The sequence below is a fragment of the Pandoraea sp. E26 genome, from assembly GCF_000681415.1.
Lineage (GTDB): Bacteria > Pseudomonadota > Gammaproteobacteria > Burkholderiales > Burkholderiaceae > Pandoraea > Pandoraea pnomenusa.
The window spans coordinates 133,886-152,438 of the sequence record NZ_AYXJ01000007.1; the positions used below are offsets into that span (position 1 = coordinate 133,886).

General features: G+C 65.6%; 13 protein-coding genes. 9 read left to right on the forward strand and 4 right to left on the reverse strand.

What is annotated here, in order from left to right:
• Positions 1-20 precede the first annotated feature (20 nt).
• Positions 21-2,048: a MacB family efflux pump subunit gene (locus W930_RS0104570; protein WP_023873523.1), complete on the forward strand. Its 2,028-nt coding sequence runs from the start codon at positions 21-23 to the stop codon at positions 2,046-2,048.
• Positions 2,049-2,059: 11 nt separating this feature from the next.
• The gene (locus tag W930_RS0104575) at positions 2,060-3,589 is read left to right on the forward strand and encodes an efflux transporter outer membrane subunit (RefSeq protein WP_023873524.1); all 1,530 of its coding nucleotides are present in this window, start codon (positions 2,060-2,062) and stop codon (positions 3,587-3,589) included.
• 107 nt (positions 3,590-3,696) lie between these two features.
• Here the strand turns inward: W930_RS0104575 and W930_RS0104580 are convergent, their stop codons facing one another.
• Together W930_RS0104580 and W930_RS0104585 are read right to left on the reverse strand one after the other, a co-directional pair.
• The gene (locus W930_RS0104580; RefSeq protein ID WP_080685152.1) at positions 3,697-5,298 is read right to left on the reverse strand and encodes an ATP-binding protein; all 1,602 of its coding nucleotides are present in this window, start codon (positions 5,296-5,298) and stop codon (positions 3,697-3,699) included.
• A gap of 30 nt (positions 5,299-5,328) precedes the next feature.
• Positions 5,329-5,931, reverse strand: coding sequence for a response regulator transcription factor (locus W930_RS0104585; RefSeq protein ID WP_023597028.1), 603 nt, complete (start codon positions 5,929-5,931; stop codon positions 5,329-5,331).
• Positions 5,932-6,663: 732 nt separating this feature from the next.
• Here W930_RS0104585 and W930_RS0104595 point away from each other — a divergent pair.
• The 7 genes from W930_RS0104595 (at position 6,664) to W930_RS0104625 (ending at position 16,173) form a co-directional block, all read left to right on the forward strand.
• The gene (locus tag W930_RS0104595) at positions 6,664-10,050 is read left to right on the forward strand and encodes an autotransporter domain-containing protein (protein ID WP_051443731.1); all 3,387 of its coding nucleotides are present in this window, start codon (positions 6,664-6,666) and stop codon (positions 10,048-10,050) included.
• A 251-nt stretch (positions 10,051-10,301) separates the two neighbouring features.
• Positions 10,302-11,354 (forward strand): ubiquinol oxidase subunit II, encoded by a 1,053-nt coding sequence (gene cyoA / locus W930_RS26050; protein ID WP_023873526.1) that lies wholly within the window; start codon positions 10,302-10,304, stop codon positions 11,352-11,354.
• Between the two features lie 3 nt (positions 11,355-11,357).
• Positions 11,358-13,364 carry a cytochrome o ubiquinol oxidase subunit I gene (gene cyoB, locus W930_RS26055; protein WP_023873527.1) on the forward strand — a complete coding sequence of 669 codons (2,007 nt, stop codon included), beginning with the start codon at positions 11,358-11,360 and terminating at the stop codon, positions 13,362-13,364.
• Positions 13,364-14,002 carry a cytochrome o ubiquinol oxidase subunit III gene (gene cyoC, locus W930_RS0104610; protein ID WP_023597023.1) on the forward strand — a complete coding sequence of 213 codons (639 nt, stop codon included), beginning with the start codon at positions 13,364-13,366 and terminating at the stop codon, positions 14,000-14,002. Before cyoB ends, cyoC begins: the two co-directional genes overlap by 1 nt.
• Positions 13,999-14,370 carry a cytochrome o ubiquinol oxidase subunit IV gene (gene cyoD / locus W930_RS0104615; protein WP_023597022.1) on the forward strand — a complete coding sequence of 124 codons (372 nt, stop codon included), beginning with the start codon at positions 13,999-14,001 and terminating at the stop codon, positions 14,368-14,370. The genes cyoC and cyoD overlap by 4 nt, the downstream gene beginning before the upstream one ends.
• 2 nt (positions 14,371-14,372) lie before the next feature.
• Positions 14,373-15,350, forward strand: a complete 978-nt coding sequence (locus W930_RS26060; RefSeq protein ID WP_023873528.1) for a LysR family transcriptional regulator — start codon at positions 14,373-14,375, stop codon at positions 15,348-15,350.
• A gap of 139 nt (positions 15,351-15,489) precedes the next feature.
• Positions 15,490-16,173, forward strand: a complete 684-nt coding sequence (locus tag W930_RS0104625) for a hypothetical protein (protein ID WP_023873529.1) — start codon at positions 15,490-15,492, stop codon at positions 16,171-16,173.
• A 28-nt stretch (positions 16,174-16,201) separates the two neighbouring features.
• Here the strand turns inward: W930_RS0104625 and W930_RS0104630 are convergent, their stop codons facing one another.
• Positions 16,202-17,377 (reverse strand): nitronate monooxygenase family protein, encoded by a 1,176-nt coding sequence (locus tag W930_RS0104630; protein ID WP_023873530.1) that lies wholly within the window; start codon positions 17,375-17,377, stop codon positions 16,202-16,204.
• Between the two features lie 114 nt (positions 17,378-17,491).
• Entirely contained in the window at positions 17,492-18,454 is a 963-nt protein-coding gene (locus W930_RS0104635; RefSeq protein ID WP_023873531.1) for a DMT family transporter, read from the reverse strand.
• Between the last annotated feature and the right edge of the window lie 99 nt (positions 18,455-18,553).

Sequence of the window (18,553 nt, forward strand, 5' to 3'; positions counted from 1 at the left end):
TCGATTCCGGGTCGGTCCCGATGCTGTCGCTCTCGGGCATTACCCGCCGGTTTCCGGCGGGGGAGCGCGATGTCGTGGTGCTGCACGATGTCAACCTCGCCATCGAGGCCGGCGAGATCGTCGCCATCATGGGGGCGTCCGGTTCGGGCAAGTCCACGCTGATGAACATCCTCGGCTGCCTCGATCATCCGAGCGAGGGCAGCTACCGGGTGGCCGGGCGCGAGACCCGCGATCTCGACGCCAACGCGCTCGCGCAGTTGCGCCGGGAGCATTTCGGATTCATCTTCCAGCGCTATCACCTGCTGCCCCATCTGGACGCCGCGTCGAACGTGGAAATGCCGGCCGTCTACACCGGCGCCGCGCATGCGTCGCGTCGCGTGCGCTCGGAGATGCTGCTCGCCCGCCTTGGACTCGCCGACCGCATGCATCATCGTCCGAGCCAGCTCTCGGGCGGTCAGCAGCAGCGCGTGAGTATCGCGCGCGCGTTGATGAACGGCGGTGAAGTCATTCTCGCCGACGAACCGACAGGCGCGCTCGATTCGCGCAGCGGCAGGGAAGTCATCCGCATTCTGAAGGAGCTCAATGCGCTGGGGCACACGGTCATCATCGTGACCCACGACGAAAACGTCGCCGCGCACGCCCGTCGCATCATCGAGATTCGCGACGGCGAGATCGTGGCCGACCGGGCGAACACGCCCGTGGTCGAGCCACCCGAGGAGATGCCGGGCGACGACGTCGAGCCAGCGCCGGACGATCCGGGCGCGGCGCGCCGGCCCGACCCGGCGGCGCCGCAGGCCGGTCACCCAGGCGTCCCGGACCCGGTGGCCGCGCCGCGTCGCTGGGCCGGCGGCATCGACCGGTTCGCCGAGGCGTTCCGCATGGCGTGGATCGCGCTGGTCTCGCATCGTCTGCGCACGTTCCTGACGATGCTGGGGATCATCATCGGCATTACGTCGGTGGTCTCGATCGTGGCCATCGGCGAGGGGGCCAAACGCTACATGCTGGCCGAGATCGGGAGCATCGGCACGAACACGATCAACATCTATCCCGGCAAGGACTGGGGAGACAACCGCGCCACGACGATCCAGACGCTGGTGCCCGAGGACGTGCTGGCCCTGTCCGAGCAGGTCTATGTCGACAGCGCCACACCGGAGACGGCGCGCAGCCTGCTGCTGCGCTATCGCAACATCGACGCGAGCGCGATGGTGACCGGCGTGGGCGAGCACTACTTCCAGGTGCGCGGGCTGAACATCGCACAGGGCATTGCGTTCGGTGCGGACGAAGTGCGGCGTCAGGCGCAGGTCGCCGTGATCGATCAGAACACGCGTCGCAAGCTCTTCGGCGCGAATCCGAATCCGCTGGGCGAAGTGATCTTCGTGGGCAACCTGCCTTGCGTGGTGATCGGCGTGACCGCCGAGAAGAAGAGCGCGTTCGGGGACATGAAGAGCCTGAACATCTGGGTGCCGTACACCACCGCCGCGGGGCGCCTGTTTGGCCAGCGCAACGTCGACAGCATTACCGTGCGGGTACGTGACGGCCAGCCGAGCAAGGCGGCCGAAAAGAGCCTCGAGACACTCATGACGCAGCGCCACGGGCGCAAGGATTTCTTCACCTACAACATGGACAGCATCGTGAAGACGGTCGAGAAGACGAGCCAGTCGCTCACGCTGCTGCTCTCGCTGATCGCCGTGATTTCACTGGTGGTGGGCGGGATCGGTGTGATGAACATCATGATCGTGTCGGTGACCGAACGCACGCGGGAAATCGGCATTCGCATGGCCGTCGGCGCGCGTCAGAGCGACATCATGCAGCAGTTCCTGGTCGAGGCGGTGATGGTATGCCTGATGGGCGGTGCGATCGGCATTGCCCTGTCGTTCGGCGCGAGCTTCGTCTTCGCGCTGTTCGTCGCGAAATGGAAGATGGTGTTCTCGATGGGCTCGATCGTCACGGCGTTTCTGTGCTCGACGCTCATCGGGGTGGTATTCGGTTTCATGCCGGCGCGCAATGCCGCACGGCTGGACCCGGTGGAAGCGCTGGCACGCGATTGAGGTACGGCCAAATGATCCGAACGACTCCCAAGAATGCCGCAAGGCGCCTCGAGAAGCCGGCGCGCACGTGGCTCGCGCTCGCCAGCGCCGCGGTGCTGCTTGCCGGCTGCGCCGGCGTGCGCCACGATCCGCTGCCGGCAGTGCCGGTGCCCGCGCAGTGGGCCGGGGCGCCCGTTGCCTCGACGAACCCGCCGGCCATGCCCGGGCCGAACGCCGGCGTGGCCGCCTCGCGCGTGTCGATGGCATCGACCGCATCGAACCCGGTGGACCCCGTGGACCCGTTGGCTGCCGCGATCGCGCCCGAATTCTGGCGCGCGTTCGGCGACCCCGTACTCGACCGCCTGATCGCCGAGGTGCTGGCCGTCAACACCGATCTCGCAGCGGCCGGCATTCGCGCGTACCGAGCGCAGTTGCAGTCGGGGCTGGCCGACACGAATCTCACGCCGTCGGTCAGCGTGAACGGCAAGGGCGGGGTGTCGCGCACGCTCGACACCCAAACCATGGCGCGAAGCAGCAGCCTGAACGCCACGGCGCAGTACGAGGTCGACCTGTGGGGCAAGCTCGCCGCCCAGCGCGACGCCGCCCGCTGGGAATACGAGGCCACACAGGCCGATCGCGAAGCGGCGCGCCTGTCCATCATCAGCCAGACGGCCCAGTACTACTGGACCCTCGGCTATTTGAACCAGATCATCGCGTACTCGCAGAGCAACATTGCCTATGCCGAGCGCGTGGTGGCACTGGCGCGTTCGCGATACGCCGCCGGCGCGGTCTCGGCGCTCGACGTGGCACAGGCCGAACAGTCGCTGGCCGACCAGCGGGCGACGCTCACGCAGCAATTGCAGCAGCGCACCGAGAACCGCAATGCGCTGGCGATCCTGTTCGACCGCGCGCCCGAGCAGATGGCGGCCGAGCCGTCGACGCTGCCGACGCAGGCGTTGCCTGACGTGCCGGCCGGTCTGCCTGCCGAACTGCTCGGACGGCGCCCCGACCTGCGCGCGGCGGAGTGGCGTCTGCGCGAATCGCTGGCCAATGTCGACGTCACGCGCACCGGCTTTTACCCGACGTTCTCCCTCACGGGCTCGCTCGGCACCACGAGCAGCACGCTCGAGCGCGTGCTGAGCAACCCGATCGCGGCCCTGGGTGCAGGACTGACCCTGCCGTTCATTCAGTGGAACACCATGCAGTTGCAGATCAAGGTGTCGCAAACGCAATACGAGGAAAACGTGGTGAACTTCCGCAAGAGCCTGTACACGGCGCTGAGCGAGGTCGAGAATGCGCTCTCCGCGCGCGACCAGCTGACCAGGGAAAGCGAGCAGCGTGTCCTGTCGCTGGCGCAGGCACAGCGCGCCGAGTCGCTACTGCGCTCGCGCTACCTCGCTGGTGCGATCGACATACAGCCTTGGCTGCAGCAGCAAAAGTCGCTGCGCGATTCGCAGGCGGCCGAAGCCCAGGTCCGCCTGAATCGTCTCAACAACCGAATGGCGCTTTACAAGGCGCTCGGCGGCGCGGGCAATTCGGTCGACGCCAACTCACCGGCGTGACCCGATGGCGAAAAACGGCGAAAAGATGCGAAATGACGCGAAACGACGCGAAATGCGAAAAGGCCGGCGATGCCGGCCTTTTTCGTTGGTGATGTCCAGCGCGAATCTCAGGCCGCGGCTTCGTCGGATCCGGACGTCTGCGAGCCTTGCGGCGACTTGGGCAGCGTCACGGTGAACGTGGTGCCCACGCCGACCTGGCTGGCGACGTCGATGGTGCCCTTGTGGAATTCGATGGCCGCATAGACCACGGCGAGCCCCACGCCCGAGCCGTCTTCGAGCACCGCGTTGCTGCGTGAGCGGAACGACATCTGGAAGATTTCCTTGAGTTCGTCTTCCGGAATGCCGGTGCCGTTGTCGCGCAGCACCACACGCAATGCCTCGCCCGCATCGCTCACCCCGATGTCGATGGCCGGCGGCGCCATCGTGTACTTCGTGGCGTTGCTCACCAGATTGATGAACGCATGGAACAGCACGTTGCTGTCGCCGATCATGCGGCTGTCCAGCTCCGGCGCGGCCTGCACCGTGATGCTGGCGTTCGGGAACATGTCGGTGCCAACGCCGCGCACGTCCTCGAGCAGGGCCACGAGCGAGAGCTCCGCGCGCTTGCCGAACTTCGGGTCTTCGAGCGAGGCGCTTTGCGCGGCGTCGAGCCAGTTCTGGATCAGATGGTTGAGCTTGGCGACGGCCTCGCGAATCTTCGTGTAGCGCGGCCGCGAATCGGTCTCTTCGTTGCGCGGATTCAACAGCCGCTGCGCGTGTCCGTCGATCACGCTGAGCAACGTGCGGAATTCGTGCGTGGCCATGGACCGGAACGTTTTCTGGAAGTTGTTGAGCCGTTCCTCGTTGGCCAGGGCGCGCTGCAGGATGGTGTTCTTCGCCGTGGCGAGCTTCTGGTTGCGAACGAGCGACGACGTGCTTTCCTGGAATTTGGCCAGCGAGCGCGACAGCGTGCCGATTTCGTCCCCACGTTGCAACCACGGCAGACGCAACCTGGCCTTGCCGGTCACGGCGTTGCCCGACATGCGGATCAGGCGGGTAAGCGGCCTGAGAATGACGGCGTCGACGTAGATCAGGCACAGCAGCGTGACGACGATCATGGCGGCGATCAGCGCGTCGATTTGCAGCAGGCGATGGCGGGCGGCCGCGTTCTTCGCCTCGACGTCCTTGATCAGCGCTTCCGTGCTGCGAAACACCAGCGCGCCGAACGTGCTGTTCGCCTGCGTGTATTTATTGTTCGACTCGCCGCGATAGAGCTTTGCGGCGTCCACCAGCTTGCCGGCCTGCGCCAACTGGAAGACCTGGTTCGACGCGCGGCGGTACTGTGCCCACTGTGACTGAAACTTGCCGAAGGCGAGGCGGAACTCGTCGTGCACGAGCACCTTCTGGTAGCGCTGCGACGCGGCCTGGATCTTGACGTCGAACTCGTTGGCGGCGGCCCGGATGTCGGCGAGCGCCTTGGGCGGCATCGGGGCGAGCGCTTCGGATTCGACGGTGCGGAAGTCGGAGATGTAGTCGTTGAGTTCCTCGAGCACGCTCAGATGCTCGATCTGCGTGCGCTCGGCGGCAATCGCGCGCTGCTGCGCGGCGTCGACTTCTCGATGCACGATCACGCCCACGGCGATCATGGCCGCGAGGCACAGGGCGAGCAGGAGGTACATGCGCCCCCGGATCGGGAGCGGCTTGCGGGGGGAAGACGAGGCTTTAGCCATGCGAAAACGTTCCGGCGCGATGGCGCGCGATCAAAGCTGAATGATATTGAGCAGGGCGGCCCGCACCACGGCTTCGGTGCGCGTGGCGACGTTGAGCTTTTCGCGGGCGTTGTCGATGTGGAAATCCACCGTGCGCTTGCCGAGATCCAGAATGATGGAGATCTCGGCCGAGGTCTTGCCGCGCGCCGACCATTGCAGCACCTCGACTTCGCGTTTGGTCAGGCCGAACGGCAGGGGCGCGCCGTCTTCCGGCTCGTCGTGGTCCGTGTATTTGCGGATGACGGTGTCGAGCACGTCGAAATCGACCGGCTTGAGCATGTACTCGTCAGCGCCGGTGCTGTGCCCGCGCATGATCGACGCCTTGTCGGCGTTGCCCGTGAGGAAGATGAACGGAATCTTGCGCTCGCCCTGGATGATGCCGCGCGCGCTTTCCAGGAACTCGAAGCCGGTCATGCCCGGCACGTTCACATCGCACAGGATCACGTCGGGCATGAACGACGCGAGCGTTGCCAGGGCGCTCGAGAAGTCGTGCGCCACCTTGACGGTATAGCCCCGATCGGTCAGATCTTCCCGGATCAGGTCGGCTGAGTCGTGGTCGTCTTCAATACAGAAAACTTTGGTGGGAGATGACATCCCGCTGGCCCCGGTTTTTTATGTGGAATGGTGAAATCGTACTAAAAAATCACCGGACGGCGAAATTTCCGTCGTCCGTGCCCGCGAGGCCGGCACGACAGGCGGTGCCGCGAAGGGGGCGGCACAAGGAAAAAAGGACCGCGCAGGCGGTCCCTTCCGAAGGCTTTTCGCCGTCCACCGGCGATGCGCCGTCGCCGACGTTCCGGCAAGCGCGTCAGAAGCCGAAGACGTGCCCAACGTGGACGGCGCATTGCATCCCGGCTTCCACGCACACGTCGTTGCCGAGCAGGCTGTCGATGAGGTCGATGAGATGGGTCATGGAGGTTCTCCGTGGGTCGTTGGGCTGGGGGGCAGGGGTCAGCCGAAGATCGGGGCGATAACGCCGACGAGGCCGAGGACCGAGGCGAAGCCGTAAGCGATGAGTGCGGGCATGGTGTTTCTCCTTGTGTCGATGCGTCGTGGTTTCGGTTTCCGGCTGCCGCGGTGTCGTGCCAGCCGTTGAGTGAAGTATCGTCGTCGCCCCCGAGTGGCGAAACTGTGATTAATACAAGACGGGACGAAAGTGCCCGGATCGAGACCTCCGGCGAAGAATAAGTCCTTATTCCACGGTGGGTTACGGGCGATTTTCGAAAAACCCCGTATTAATCGCAGTGACGTCCGAGGGACCGCTCCGTACCATTCGCTTCGCATTACAAAGCCTTACGGAAGCCATAAATGGATACGGAGTACTGAATGAGCACCATTCGTATGACGAGCGTTGCGTTCGCGGCGCTCTGCACGATGATGTCGTCAGCGATGGCGGTAACGTCGATCGACATCAACGACCGATACGGCACGCCGTTCATACAGGCGCGGCTGTTCTCGCCGACGGACGACCCCTACACCTTCGGCAACGACGGCGTGACGCCCGTGAGATCGACGGGCACGCTTTCGCCGCTGCAGACCGACCAGGTGCGAGCCGCGCTGGACTATTGGGCGGAGATCATCAGGGTGGCGCCTGGGCGCTCGCCGGCGATCATCAATGTCGGCATGAGCACCGACGGGGGAGCGCACGCGCAAAGTCCGTATGTGTACGAAGCGACGGATCCGCGCGCGGTCGGCAACCAGAACCCGACGCTCGTGCAGGCGGCGTTGCAGAACAGCAATCTGGGCGGCCCGACCTACTTCGGGGCACATGGCGAGATTACGCTGGGCAAGATGGACTTCTCGACGGCACCGTACGCCGCTTCGCAAATTCCATTGACCGAGAAGGCCGACATGACGGCCGTCATGGCACACGAAGTCGCCCACGCGCTGGGTGTCGGGACCAACATGTTCGTCGGGACTTACACGGCGAACGGCTTGCCTTACGCCCAGTTCGCCACCGTGCTCGACGACTGGTCTGCGCATCTGTACGACGACAATGGGAATCCTGCCCGGCCAGGCCAGGTGATCATCTCGCCGGCAAACGCGAGCATGTACGACCCGTCCGTGTTCGACATTCGCAAGGACAACGGCTATTTCACCGGCGACCATGTGCAGGAGGTCCTCGCGGGGGCCATGAACGGACATATCCCGGTGAAGGCGATGTTCGAGCAGACCACCTACGACTCGCCGATTCTCTCGCATATCGAGCTCAAGAACAGCCTGATGAGCCACCAGACGTACCGCAATTACACGGGGTTCATGGAGGCGGAGCTGGCGATGCTGCAAGACATCGGCTACAACATCGACCGGCGCAATTTCTTCGGGCGATCGATCTACAACGATGGCCTGAGCGTTGTGAACGACAACCCGTTCTTCGGCCGCAACGCGGACGGCACGGACTACATACCGAACACGTACAACACCGCGACGCAAGGCCTGGGGCTGCACATCTACGGCAGCGGCAATACCGTGTCGCAACGCGCCGACCTGCTCACGATCGGCGCGGGCGGCGCGGGCATTCGCGTGGACGGCGTGGGCAACAACGTGACCGTGCTCCCCGGTACGCGCATCTACGCGGACGGCAGCAATGGCCGTGGCGTGATGTTCACGTATGGCAAGAATCATACCTTCGTGCAGCGCGGCGACGTTCAGGCGCTGGGCGCGAACGGTATCGCCGCGAGCTTCGATTTCGGACACAACGCGCTCGGCGATTACGGCGACGATGGCTACAGCGGCGACTATCGCGGCTCGTACATCTTCGTGAAGTACGACTCGCAACGACAACCTCTGGCGCTGCTCGACGAGCTCGACGGCCCCCTTGTCGCGCGCGCCGATATTACCGGCCGCCTCGCGGGGAGCTATGCGTCGCTGTATATGTCGGAGAACGGCTATGTCGGGCAGATCAACATCATGCGCGGCGCAGCGCTCTACGGCGACATCATCTCGAAGTACGCCCAGCGTGACGCCAGTGGCGCGTTGCGCCTGACGCGACTGAGCTTCGGTCTGACCCCCGATGCGAACGGTGTCGCAACGGCACAGGCCGACCCCACGTTCAACCTGCGCTACGACGGCAATATCGTCGGCGGCAACCTGTCGCTCGCCCTGATCGGCGGCACGACGCAGATCAATGGCGATCATACGGTGCACGACGTTGCCGTCGCCAGCGGCGCCACGTTGACCGGTAACAGCCGTTACACGCTCGATCCCACGGCCGGCTTCGTCAACGCGGGTACCGTCGCGCCGCTGCTCACGGGCGGCTTCATCAGCATCGCGGGCGACTACACGCAAACGAGCACCGGCCGCCTCGTGTCTTCGCTGTCGGGAGACGGCACGTTCAGCAAGCTGATCGTGTCAGGCTCTGCGACGCTGGACGGCACGCTCGCGATTGCGCCGCAGCGCAGCTGGTACGCGAACGGTTTCACCGTCACCTCGAACCAGTGGCTGGGCGCGTCGAGCGTCAACGGCGCTTTCGCCAGCGTCACCACGCTGCTGTCGTCGCCGACGCTGCTTGCCACCGCGTCGTCGCTGGGCAACAACACCTACCGTGTCCAGCTCGCGCGGGCCGCGAATGCCTACTCCCAATATGGCGCGGACGGCAACAGCCGTCGGGTAGGCGCGGCACTGGACCAGATCGCGGGCAGCGTGGGGGCCGACTTGCAACCGCTCGTCACGGCGCTCGACTTCTCGGCGGCGAATGGCAGCGATATCGCCAGGGCATTGCCGCAACTCACACCGGCGGCCTACGGTGCGATGTTCACCGGCGCATTGCTGCGCGAGCGCCAGATCACCGACATGGTGGCTGCCGCTGTCGGCGCGGACGGTGCCAAGGGCGCAGGCGAGGGCGCGCTCACGGGCAACTGGCGTGGATTCGCCATGCCGTTCGGCAGCGGCTACTGGCGCGGTCGCGACGGCGACATGGCCGGGGCCAGCGGCAATACCTACGGCGTGGTGTTCGGCGCCGAACGGGTGGCGGGCGAGGGGCGCGACTGGACGTTTGGCGTGCACGGCGCGATCAGCGGCCAGTCGACCCGGCTGGACGGCCAGACGCCCGGCTCGGGCAAGACCACGGCGTTCGATGTCGGTGTGCAAGCGCGCTTCGCGCCGGACCCGAACGCGGGCCCGCATGCGTTCGCGTTGGCACGCGTGGGGGTCGAGGACGGCCGTATGGATCGCTCCATCGCGGTGAACGGTTATAGCGCGTCGCCGCGCGGCACGTGGACCGGTGCCACCGCGTCGGCGACGGTCGGCGGCGGATGGCGCTGGCAGCTTGGCAGCACGGTGAGTGCCGGTCCCCTGGCGGCGCTCGATTACACCGCGCTGTATCGCCCGAGCCTGACCGAAGACAATGCCGACGGCGCGCGCCTGCATCTCGACGGCAAGACGTTCAACTCGCTGCGCACTCGTCTGGGCGGTGAATTGCGCTTCGATCTGCCGATGATCTCCGGCAATGCGCTCACGGCCAACCTGCAAGCGACCTGGAACCACGAACTGACGGGAGGCGCTGTAACGCAAAGTGCCAGCTTTGCCGGTTATCCGGGGGCATCGTTCACGACGCGCAGCGAAGTCGTCGGTCGTGACAGCCTCGGCTTGCAGGCCGGTGTGTCGTATCGCATGGCCAAGCGCATCGTGTTCGGCGCCGCGGTGTCGAGCAACTTCTACAAGGCCGGCAACGCGGATGTTGCCGGATCGGTGTCGGCGACCTGGCGCTTCTGATGTCGGCAGGCCACAGGCGAGCGCACGCCTGACCGGTCATTGCGTGTAAAACGCCCGAGGGACGAGATACCTCGGGCGTTTTTTTGTTTCCGTCGCCGCCGTGCAGACGATGAGAAGCGCGGGAAGCACCGGTTCGCGAGTGCGTCATTATGTCGCGATGTATGGAATATGTGTATGCGTAGCATTCGAAACGCAAATTCCTTATACATACATCGAGGCTGTAAATGTCCATGCATAACGTCTCCCCGCCGATGCGGCGCAGGGCGGACACATCGCGCGGCACGCGTTGGCACACGTTGTGCGTCCGCGCCGCGGCGCTGATGGCAACAGTGCCCATGAGCGGTTGCACGCTCGAACTGCTCGACCCGAAGGGCAGCGTTGGCGAGCAGGAGAAGCATCTGATCCTGATTGCAATGGGCGTCATGCTGCTCGTGGTGATCCCGGTGATCGTGCTCACGCTGGTGTTTTTCTGGCGATACCGCGAGACGAACACGGCTGCCACGTATTCGCCGCGCTGGGCGCATTCGACAAAGATCGAAGTGGTCGTATGGACCATTCCCGTGATCATCGTCGTGTCGCTCGCCGTCATGATCTGGGAGACGACCCACAAGCTCGACCCGTATCGTCCCATCGAGCCGGTGGCCTCGGGCACGCCACCGGTGCGCGTCGAAGTCGTGGCGCTGAACTGGAAGTGGCTGTTCATCTACCCGGACTATCGCGTGGCCACCGTCAACAGGCTGGTGCTGCCGGTCGATACGCCCGTCGAATTCAAGCTCACGGCCGAGTCGCTGATGAACGCATTCTTCATTCCGCAACTGGGCAGCATGGTCTATGCGATGTCGGGCATGCAGACGAAGCTGCACCTGATCGCCAACGAGACCGGCACCTATGCAGGCATGTCCTCGGCATACAGCGGGCCGGGGTTCTCCGACATGCACTTCAAGGCGCATGTGACGTCGCGCGCCGATTTCGATCGCTGGGTGAAGGCGGCGCAGGCCGTGCCCGACACACTCGACGCACCGGCCTACGTGACGCTCGAACAACCGGGCACCGGCGCGCCGGTGGCTGTCTATGCCAACGTCATGCCGGGCTTGTTCGACGCGATCGTGGGCAAGTACATGGGACCGATGGAAGGGGGCTCGCAGGGCATGCGGGTGTCGGGTAATGCCATCGACGACATCATCGCCGCCGCGAATTGCCGCGCGGACGGCCAACTGGACCGCCGCGCCTTGCTCGCGCAGCGTGCCGAGCGCGCGGCAGGCACCCCGTCGGTGCCTGCCGAACCGCGTGCGCTCACGGAGTAATTCATGTTCGGAAAACTCGATCTCGACGCCATCCCGCTGCACGAACCCATCATCATGGGCACGCTCGCCGTGGTGCTGCTGGGCGGCGCGGCGCTGCTCGGCGCCATTACGTATTATCGGAAGTGGGGGTATCTCTGGACGGAGTGGATCACGTCCGTCGACCACAAGCGCATCGGCGTGATGTACATCGTGCTCGCGCTCGTGATGCTGCTGCGGGGCTTTGCCGACGCGATCATGATGCGCGCGCAGCAGGCCATCGCCGCGGGCGGCGAGGCGGGCTACCTGCCGCCGCATCACTACGACCAGATCTTCACCGCTCACGGCGTGATCATGATCTTCTTCGTGGCCACACCGCTGGTGCTCGGCCTGATGAACGTGATCGTGCCGTTGCAGATCGGCGCGCGCGACGTGGCATTTCCGTTCGTGAACTCGCTCTCGTTCTGGCTTTCGGCGATGGGCGCCGTGCTGGTGATGATGTCGATGTTCGTGGGCGATTTCGCCGCCACCGGCTGGGTCGCCTATCCGCCGCTGTCCGAACTCGGGTACAGCCCGACCGTCGGGGTGGATTACTACATCTGGTCGCTGCAGATATCGGGGCTCGGCACCACGCTCACGGGTATCAACTTCATCGTGACCATCCTGCGCATGCGCGCACCCGGCATGAATCTCATGAAGATGCCGGTGTTCACGTGGACCGCGCTGATCACCAACATCCTGATCGTTGCCGTATTCCCCGTGCTGACCGCCACGCTCGCGCTGCTCACCGCCGATCGCTATCTGGGCATGCACTTCTTCACGAACGAACTGGGCGGTAACGCCATGATGTACGTGAATCTGATCTGGATCTGGGGGCACCCGGAGGTCTACATCCTGATCCTGCCCGCGTTCGGCGCGTTCTCCGAGATCATCGCCACGTTCTCGCGCAAGCCGCTGTTCGGCTACAAATCGATGGTCTACGCCACCTCGTCGATCGGTATCCTGTCGTTCTTCGTGTGGTTGCACCATTTCTTCACGATGGGCTCGGGGGCGAACGTCAACGCCTTTTTCGGCATCATGACCACGATCATTTCGATTCCGACCGGCGTGAAGCTGTTCAACTGGCTGTTCACGATGTACCAGGGGCGTATCCGCTATCACTCCGCCACCCTCTGGACCATCGGCTTCATGGTGACGTTCGCCATCGGCGGCATGACGGGCGTGCTGCTCGCCGTGCCGGGCGCCGACTTCGTGCTGCACAACTCGCTGTTCCTCGTGGCGCACTTCCACAACGTGATCATTGGCGGCGTGGTGTTCGGGTGCCTGGCAGGCATCACGTTCTGGTTCCCCAAGGTCTTCGGCTTCACGCTCAACGAGCGCTGGGGCAAGATCTCGTTCGCGTGCTGGCTGGTCGGCTTCTACCTGGCCTTCATGCCGCTCTACGTGCTCGGTTTCAAGGGCATGACGCGCCGCATGAACCACTACGTGCAACCCGACTGGCAGCCGTATCTCGTCGTCGCGATGATCGGCGCGGCGCTCATCGGGCTCGGCATTCTGGCGTTCGGCGTGCAATTGGTCGTGAGTATTCGCGATCGCAACGCCAATCGCGACCTGACCGGCGATCCGTGGGACGCGCGCAGCCTCGAATGGGCCACGTCGTCGCCCGCGCCGTTCTACAACTTTGCTCACGTGCCGCACATCGACTCGCTCGAGCAGCATTGGGACGACAAGGCGCGGGGCCTGGCATGGCGCGAGCCGGCGCGGTACGACGACATCCACATGCCGCGCAACACCGGAACGGGATTCCTCGTGTCAGTCGCCAGCGGCGTGATGTGCTTCGCGCTCGTGTGGCACATCTGGTGGCTGGCGGGCGCAAGCCTCGTCGCCTCGATCGCCATTTTCCTATGGCGCGCCTACGACCGTGACGTCGATTACTACGTGCCGGCGGCGGAAGTGGAGCGTATCGAAAGCGCCCGCTTCGCCGGCCTGCGTGCTGCGCTTCCCGCGCGTCAATCCCTGCAAAAGGCGGCCTGATGTCCTCGGCAACCCTTCACTCCAATTCCGGTCGCGGCGCGAAGGCGCCGGCCAACGACCACGCCGATCACGCGCACCACGACAGCGGCGCCACCACGACGCTCGGCTTCTGGATCTACCTGATGAGCGACTGTCTCATCTTCTGCGTGCTGTTCGCCACGTTCGGCGTGCTGGCGCAGAGCACCGCCGGCGGGCCAACCGGGCGCGAGCTCTTCGAGCTGCCGTTCGTGCTCGGGGAAACCGTGCTGCTGCTGCTCTCGAGTTTCACGTTCGGGCTGGCCTCGTTGTCGATGCGCCCGGGCAACGAGGCGGTCGTGCAGCGCTGGTTGTGGATCACGTTCGCGCTGGGCGCGGCGTTCGTCTCGATGGAAGTCCACGAGTTCACGGCATTGCTCCACGAAGGCGCGGGCCCCGGGCGCAGTGCGTTCCTTTCGGCATTCTTCACCCTGGTGGGCACGCACGGTCTGCATGTGACTTGCGGCCTGCTTTGGCTGGTGGTGATGATTCATCAGATCGGCCGCTTCGGCTTCGATCCGGTGGTGCGACGCCGCCTGCAATGTCTGAGCCTGTTCTGGCACTTCCTGGACCTGGTCTGGATCTGTGTCTTCACCTTTGTCTACCTGCGGGAGTTCGTATGACGAGCGCTCAAGTCCATGACCACGGCGCCTATGCCTCGCAAAGTCACCTGCGCGACTACGTGGTGGGGTTCTTCCTGTCGTTACTGCTTACGTTCGCGTCATTCGGCGTGGTCATGCTGGGCGTGGTGCCCGCCGGCATGGGCCTGACGTCGATCGTCCTGCTGTGCGTGGCGCAGCTGGTCGTGCAACTGGTGTACTTCCTGCATATCGGTGCGAAGCGCAGCCAGCGGCAGAATTCGGCCATCTTCCTGTGTACCGCCGGGCTGATCGCGATCATCGTGGCGGGCTCGCTCTGGGTGATGCATAACGCCAACACGAACATGATGCCCACGCACATGTCCATCGAGCGTGCCAAACTGCGCGACTGACCATGGATCGCTTCAAATGCATGGAAGTGTTCGTGCAGGTCGTGCGTGCCGGCAGCCTCTCGGCGGGCGCGGCGGCGTGCGGCATGACGACGGTCACGGCCGCGCGTCACGTGCAGGCGCTCGAAGCTCGGCTCGGACAGCCATTGTTGCGGCGCGTCGGACGGCGTCACGCGCCGTCGGCGCTGGGTGAGCGCTATTTCGTCGAATGCACCGAGGTGCTCGCACGCGTGGCCGACGCCGAGGCGCTCGCAGACACGGGCGCAGTTGGGGGGCGCCCCGCGTCGGTGTCGGGCGCGTTGTCGCGTCACGTCGGGCAGATTCGCGTGAGCGCGCCCACCACCGTGGGCGCGCATCTGCTCATGCCGATCTTCGCGGAATATTTGCAGACACATCCGGACGTGGCGCTCGATCTCGCGCTCAAGGATCGCGCGGTCGATCTCGAGGAGGAGGGCATTCACGCGGCCTTCCAGGCGGGGGGGAATGCCGAACCGGGACTGGTTGCGCATGCGCTGCGCGGTGTAACGCACGTGGCGTGCGCATCGCCGGATTATCTCGCGCGGCGCGGCGTGCCGCGTCAGCCGGCCGATCTTGCGGGGCATGACTGTCTGGGCTTCCGATACGACGATGTCCTGGGGCGGTGGCATGTCGCCGAGGCCGGGCGCGACGCCCGGCTCATTGCTCACAACCCGCTGGCGCAGTTGCAGGCGGCCGTGTGCGGCATGGGCATTGCCCTCCTGCCAGAGTACCTGCTCGCGCCGGAGGTCGATGCCGGGCGGCTCGTGCGCGTGCTCGAAGCGGATGCGCGACTGAGCGAGCCGATGCAGCTCGTGCATCTGGCCGGGCGCTACGTGTCGTCGAAACTGGAGCATTTCGTGCGCTATATGGTGGCCAGGCTCGGGCCTGAGGCCACCATGGCGCCGGCGGGCGCGTCGGCCGCCGTGCCCGCCGGGGCGAGCGTGCTCGCGCTGTCGCCTGCCTGAGGGCGGGAGCGGCCGGGGCGACACCGCGATGCGGCCCACTGCGCGGCGACATCGGATAAGATGCACGCATCGACGTCGTGGCCGATGCGATATCTCCGAGAGCGAGGCCGTTCGAGCCCGCCATTGCGATGATCCGGCAATGAAACTACGTGGCAAGATTTTGCGACGCCTGCCGGCCTGCGCATTCGCAGGCGCGGCGTGCCTCTGGATGGTGCTCGACACGACGGCCGCGCTGGCCCAGCCGCCGCAGTACAAGAACGACGCGGAGCTGATGGGCGCCGCGATCGCGTCGCCCGAGGGCGTGGGCGAAGTGTTGGCGCGACTGGTGCAGAAGTGCGGGTTGTATGGCGCTTCGACACGTGACCATGGCAATTCGGCCCTGCGCGCATGGCAGGCGCGGCATCGCGACTATCTGGCCGAAGGTCGACGCGTACGCGCCGAATTGCAGGCAACCTACACGGATTCCCAGGCGCGCGAGCGCTTCGACGAGTTGCTGCGCACGCAGTTGCCGATGCTCGTGGAGCGCCAGTTCGTGGTGTACTCGCGCAGCATCGACGATCAGCCGACCGAGTCCGCGAAGGCGGACCTTTGCGACGGCTATTTCTCCGCGGTCGATGATCTTCAGTTCGATCTCAAGGTGAACGACCCGGCGCTTGCCGCGTTTTTCGACCGGCGAATCTCGGCGCATGGTGCGGCGCGTGGTGCGGCGCGTGGTGCGGCGCGCGGGGCGGACGACGGCGGCTCGGGCACCGCCAATGCCGTGAGCGCGGCCGGCGACGCGGCGGGCCCGCCCGCTGCGACGAGTGCGCCGGTGGCGAGATGAGCGCCCGGGGAGACGGTACCGGAAAGCGTCAGACCAACGCCGCCGCGCGCGCGGCGTCGATATCGTCCGGCCGCTCGCCGGTGAGCAGATAGCGCATGAGCTCGGCCACGGGGCGAATGCGTTCACCGAACGGCAGGGGGTCGCGGCCGCGGAAAAACAGGCCGCGCGCCACGTCGCCCCGCACGGCCTGCGCCAGCTTCAGATCGATGCAGAACTGCCCGATGCGCGCCACGCCGTCACGAAGGCCGCATGCCTGAAGGCAATCGAATCCCTCGAGGCACTGGCGCACTTTCGCCTTGGCCTGCAACGCGGTTTCGCGCGACAGGTATTTCCTGAGCCATGGCGTGAGTACGGCGCGCGCAGGGAGTCCGGCCACGCTGGTGAATTCTGCAATGTCCTGCGGCTGCGCGCTCGCGAGCACCGCCTTGAATGCCGGATGCGCGTCCGACTCCTCGGTCACGGCGAATGCCGTGCCCAACTGCACCCCGGCCGCGCCTTGGGCGAGCCAGTGCCGAACCTGTTCATGACGGTGGATGCCGCCGGCAACGATCAGCGGCACGCGATGCCACTCGATGCCGAGCGTGGCGTAGATCTCGCGGCACTCGCCGAGCACGCGCTCGAACGAGAACCGGGCGTCGCCGAGATCCTCGATGCGCGACGCTCCGAGGTGGCCGCCCGCATGTGCGGGATGCTCGATCACGATGGCGTCGGGCAGGCGTCCTTTCTTCATCCATTTGCGCAGCACGAGGCTCACGCCGCGCGAATCGGACAGAATCGGGATGAGCGCGACGTGGGGGTGCGACGCCGTGAGTTCGGGCAGGTCGAGCGGCAGGCCCGCGCCCATGACGATGGCGTCGGCACCGCTCTCGCACGCTTGCCGCACGAGCGCGGCGTGCGCGCTCACCGCTTTCATGACATTGACCGCCACGAGTCCGTGGCCGTCGGCAATGGCCTTGGCCGCACGGATTTCCCGATCGAGCGCGATCAGGTTGACGGCTTCTATCGCCGCTTTATCGCGTATGCCTTCGACGCGGGCGAGCAGGTCCGGATGATGATGGCGCAGATCGATGCTCGCGATCGTGCCCATGGCGTTATGCCGCGCCACCGTGCCCGCCAGCCGGTGCGCCGAGATACCGATTCCCATGCCGCCTTGCACCACCGGCACCAGCCGGCGGCCGGCCAGCGTCAACCATTGCTCGTTCATGTCAGTTCCGTTCGTCGAGGATTGCGCGCGCGGTGCGAGGGTCCGCACCCGCGAGATGGCAGTCTGTCATCGGCGCGGCGAACGAATGTTGCGATGGGTCAAGCGTGACGCGGCTCAGGGCGCGCGGTCGGTGCGGCATGGCGTCGCAGCGGTTGGCTGCCCGCCCGGGACGGTGCCGAGCGCAATGCCGCCAACGATCAGTGCGAGGGCGAGCCAGACATCCCATCCCAGCGGTTCGCGCAGGATGAGCGCGGATGCGAGCGTGCCCACGACCGGCACGCCGAGCAAGCCAAGCGAGGTGACGCCGGCCGGCAGGCGCCGTGTGACCACGCCTGCGAGCCAATAGGCAATGCCGCCGCCCACGACACCGCCGTACGCCATCAACCCCGTAAAGGCCGCCCATCCGCTCACGTGCGGCGCACCGTCGGCAATGCAGGCGATCGCCGTCATTACGACAGTCGCGAGCAGTAACTGCCAGGGACTGAGCTCGAACGGGCCATTGACCCAACGATGGGCACGCATGTGGACAATGGCCACGGCCCACACGAAGGCCGCCACCAGCACCAGGCCGTTGCCGAGGATCGCCAGGTGATCGTGCCAGTCGAAGGAGAGCGGATTGAACATCACGCCCAATCCGATCAGGCCGCAACCGAGTCCCGACAGTCGCCGCGGCGTGAGCACCTCGCCGAGCCAGAGGCGCGCCGCGGGCATGACCCAGAGCGGGGTGGTGTAGGCAAGCACGGCGGAGCGCCCAGCGCTGACGTATTGGAGGCTGAGCGCGACGAGCAGGGAGAACACCGCCATGTGCAACAACCCCACGCTCAGGATCACCGGCAGATCACCCCGTCGCGGCAGCACGAGACGCCGCGTGAGCGCGCAAATCACGAAGAGGGTGGTCATGCCGACGGCTGAGCGCAACGCCGCGCTCCACCACGGTGACACATGGGCCAGCAAGGCCTTGCTGACCGGCCAGTTCACGCCCCAGGCCACGATCACGATGGCGAAGAGCGCGCCGGCATGCGAGCGCAACGGGGCGCGCTTCGATGCAAGGCGTTGCAGGCTGGCAGGCAGATTCACGCGCGGACTCCCTCGGGTGGCGGCCAGGGCGTTCGGGCGGAACGCGCCTTGCCATCACGGTAAGGGAATCGTGGATTGCCGAGAAGCGCCAAAGGCGAC

Bases quoted from the DNA above. Each gene is read 5' to 3' on its own strand.
- W930_RS0104570 (WP_023873523.1), top strand. From the start codon at position 21: ATGCTGTCGCTCTCGGGCATTACCCGCCGGTTTCCGGCGGGGGAGCGC.
- W930_RS0104575 (WP_023873524.1), top strand. From the start codon at position 2,060: ATGATCCGAACGACTCCCAAGAATGCCGCAAGGCGCCTCGAGAAGCCG.
- W930_RS0104580 (WP_080685152.1), bottom strand. From the start codon at position 5,298: ATGGCTAAAGCCTCGTCTTCCCCCCGCAAGCCGCTCCCGATCCGGGGG.
- W930_RS0104585 (WP_023597028.1), bottom strand. From the start codon at position 5,931: ATGTCATCTCCCACCAAAGTTTTCTGTATTGAAGACGACCACGACTCA.
- W930_RS0104595 (WP_051443731.1), top strand. From the start codon at position 6,664: ATGAGCACCATTCGTATGACGAGCGTTGCGTTCGCGGCGCTCTGCACG.
- cyoA (WP_023873526.1), top strand. From the start codon at position 10,302: ATGCGGCGCAGGGCGGACACATCGCGCGGCACGCGTTGGCACACGTTG.
- cyoB (WP_023873527.1), top strand. From the start codon at position 11,358: ATGTTCGGAAAACTCGATCTCGACGCCATCCCGCTGCACGAACCCATC.
- cyoC (WP_023597023.1), top strand. From the start codon at position 13,364: ATGTCCTCGGCAACCCTTCACTCCAATTCCGGTCGCGGCGCGAAGGCG.
- cyoD (WP_023597022.1), top strand. From the start codon at position 13,999: ATGACGAGCGCTCAAGTCCATGACCACGGCGCCTATGCCTCGCAAAGT.
- W930_RS26060 (WP_023873528.1), top strand. From the start codon at position 14,373: ATGGATCGCTTCAAATGCATGGAAGTGTTCGTGCAGGTCGTGCGTGCC.
- W930_RS0104625 (WP_023873529.1), top strand. From the start codon at position 15,490: ATGAAACTACGTGGCAAGATTTTGCGACGCCTGCCGGCCTGCGCATTC.
- W930_RS0104630 (WP_023873530.1), bottom strand. From the start codon at position 17,377: ATGAACGAGCAATGGTTGACGCTGGCCGGCCGCCGGCTGGTGCCGGTG.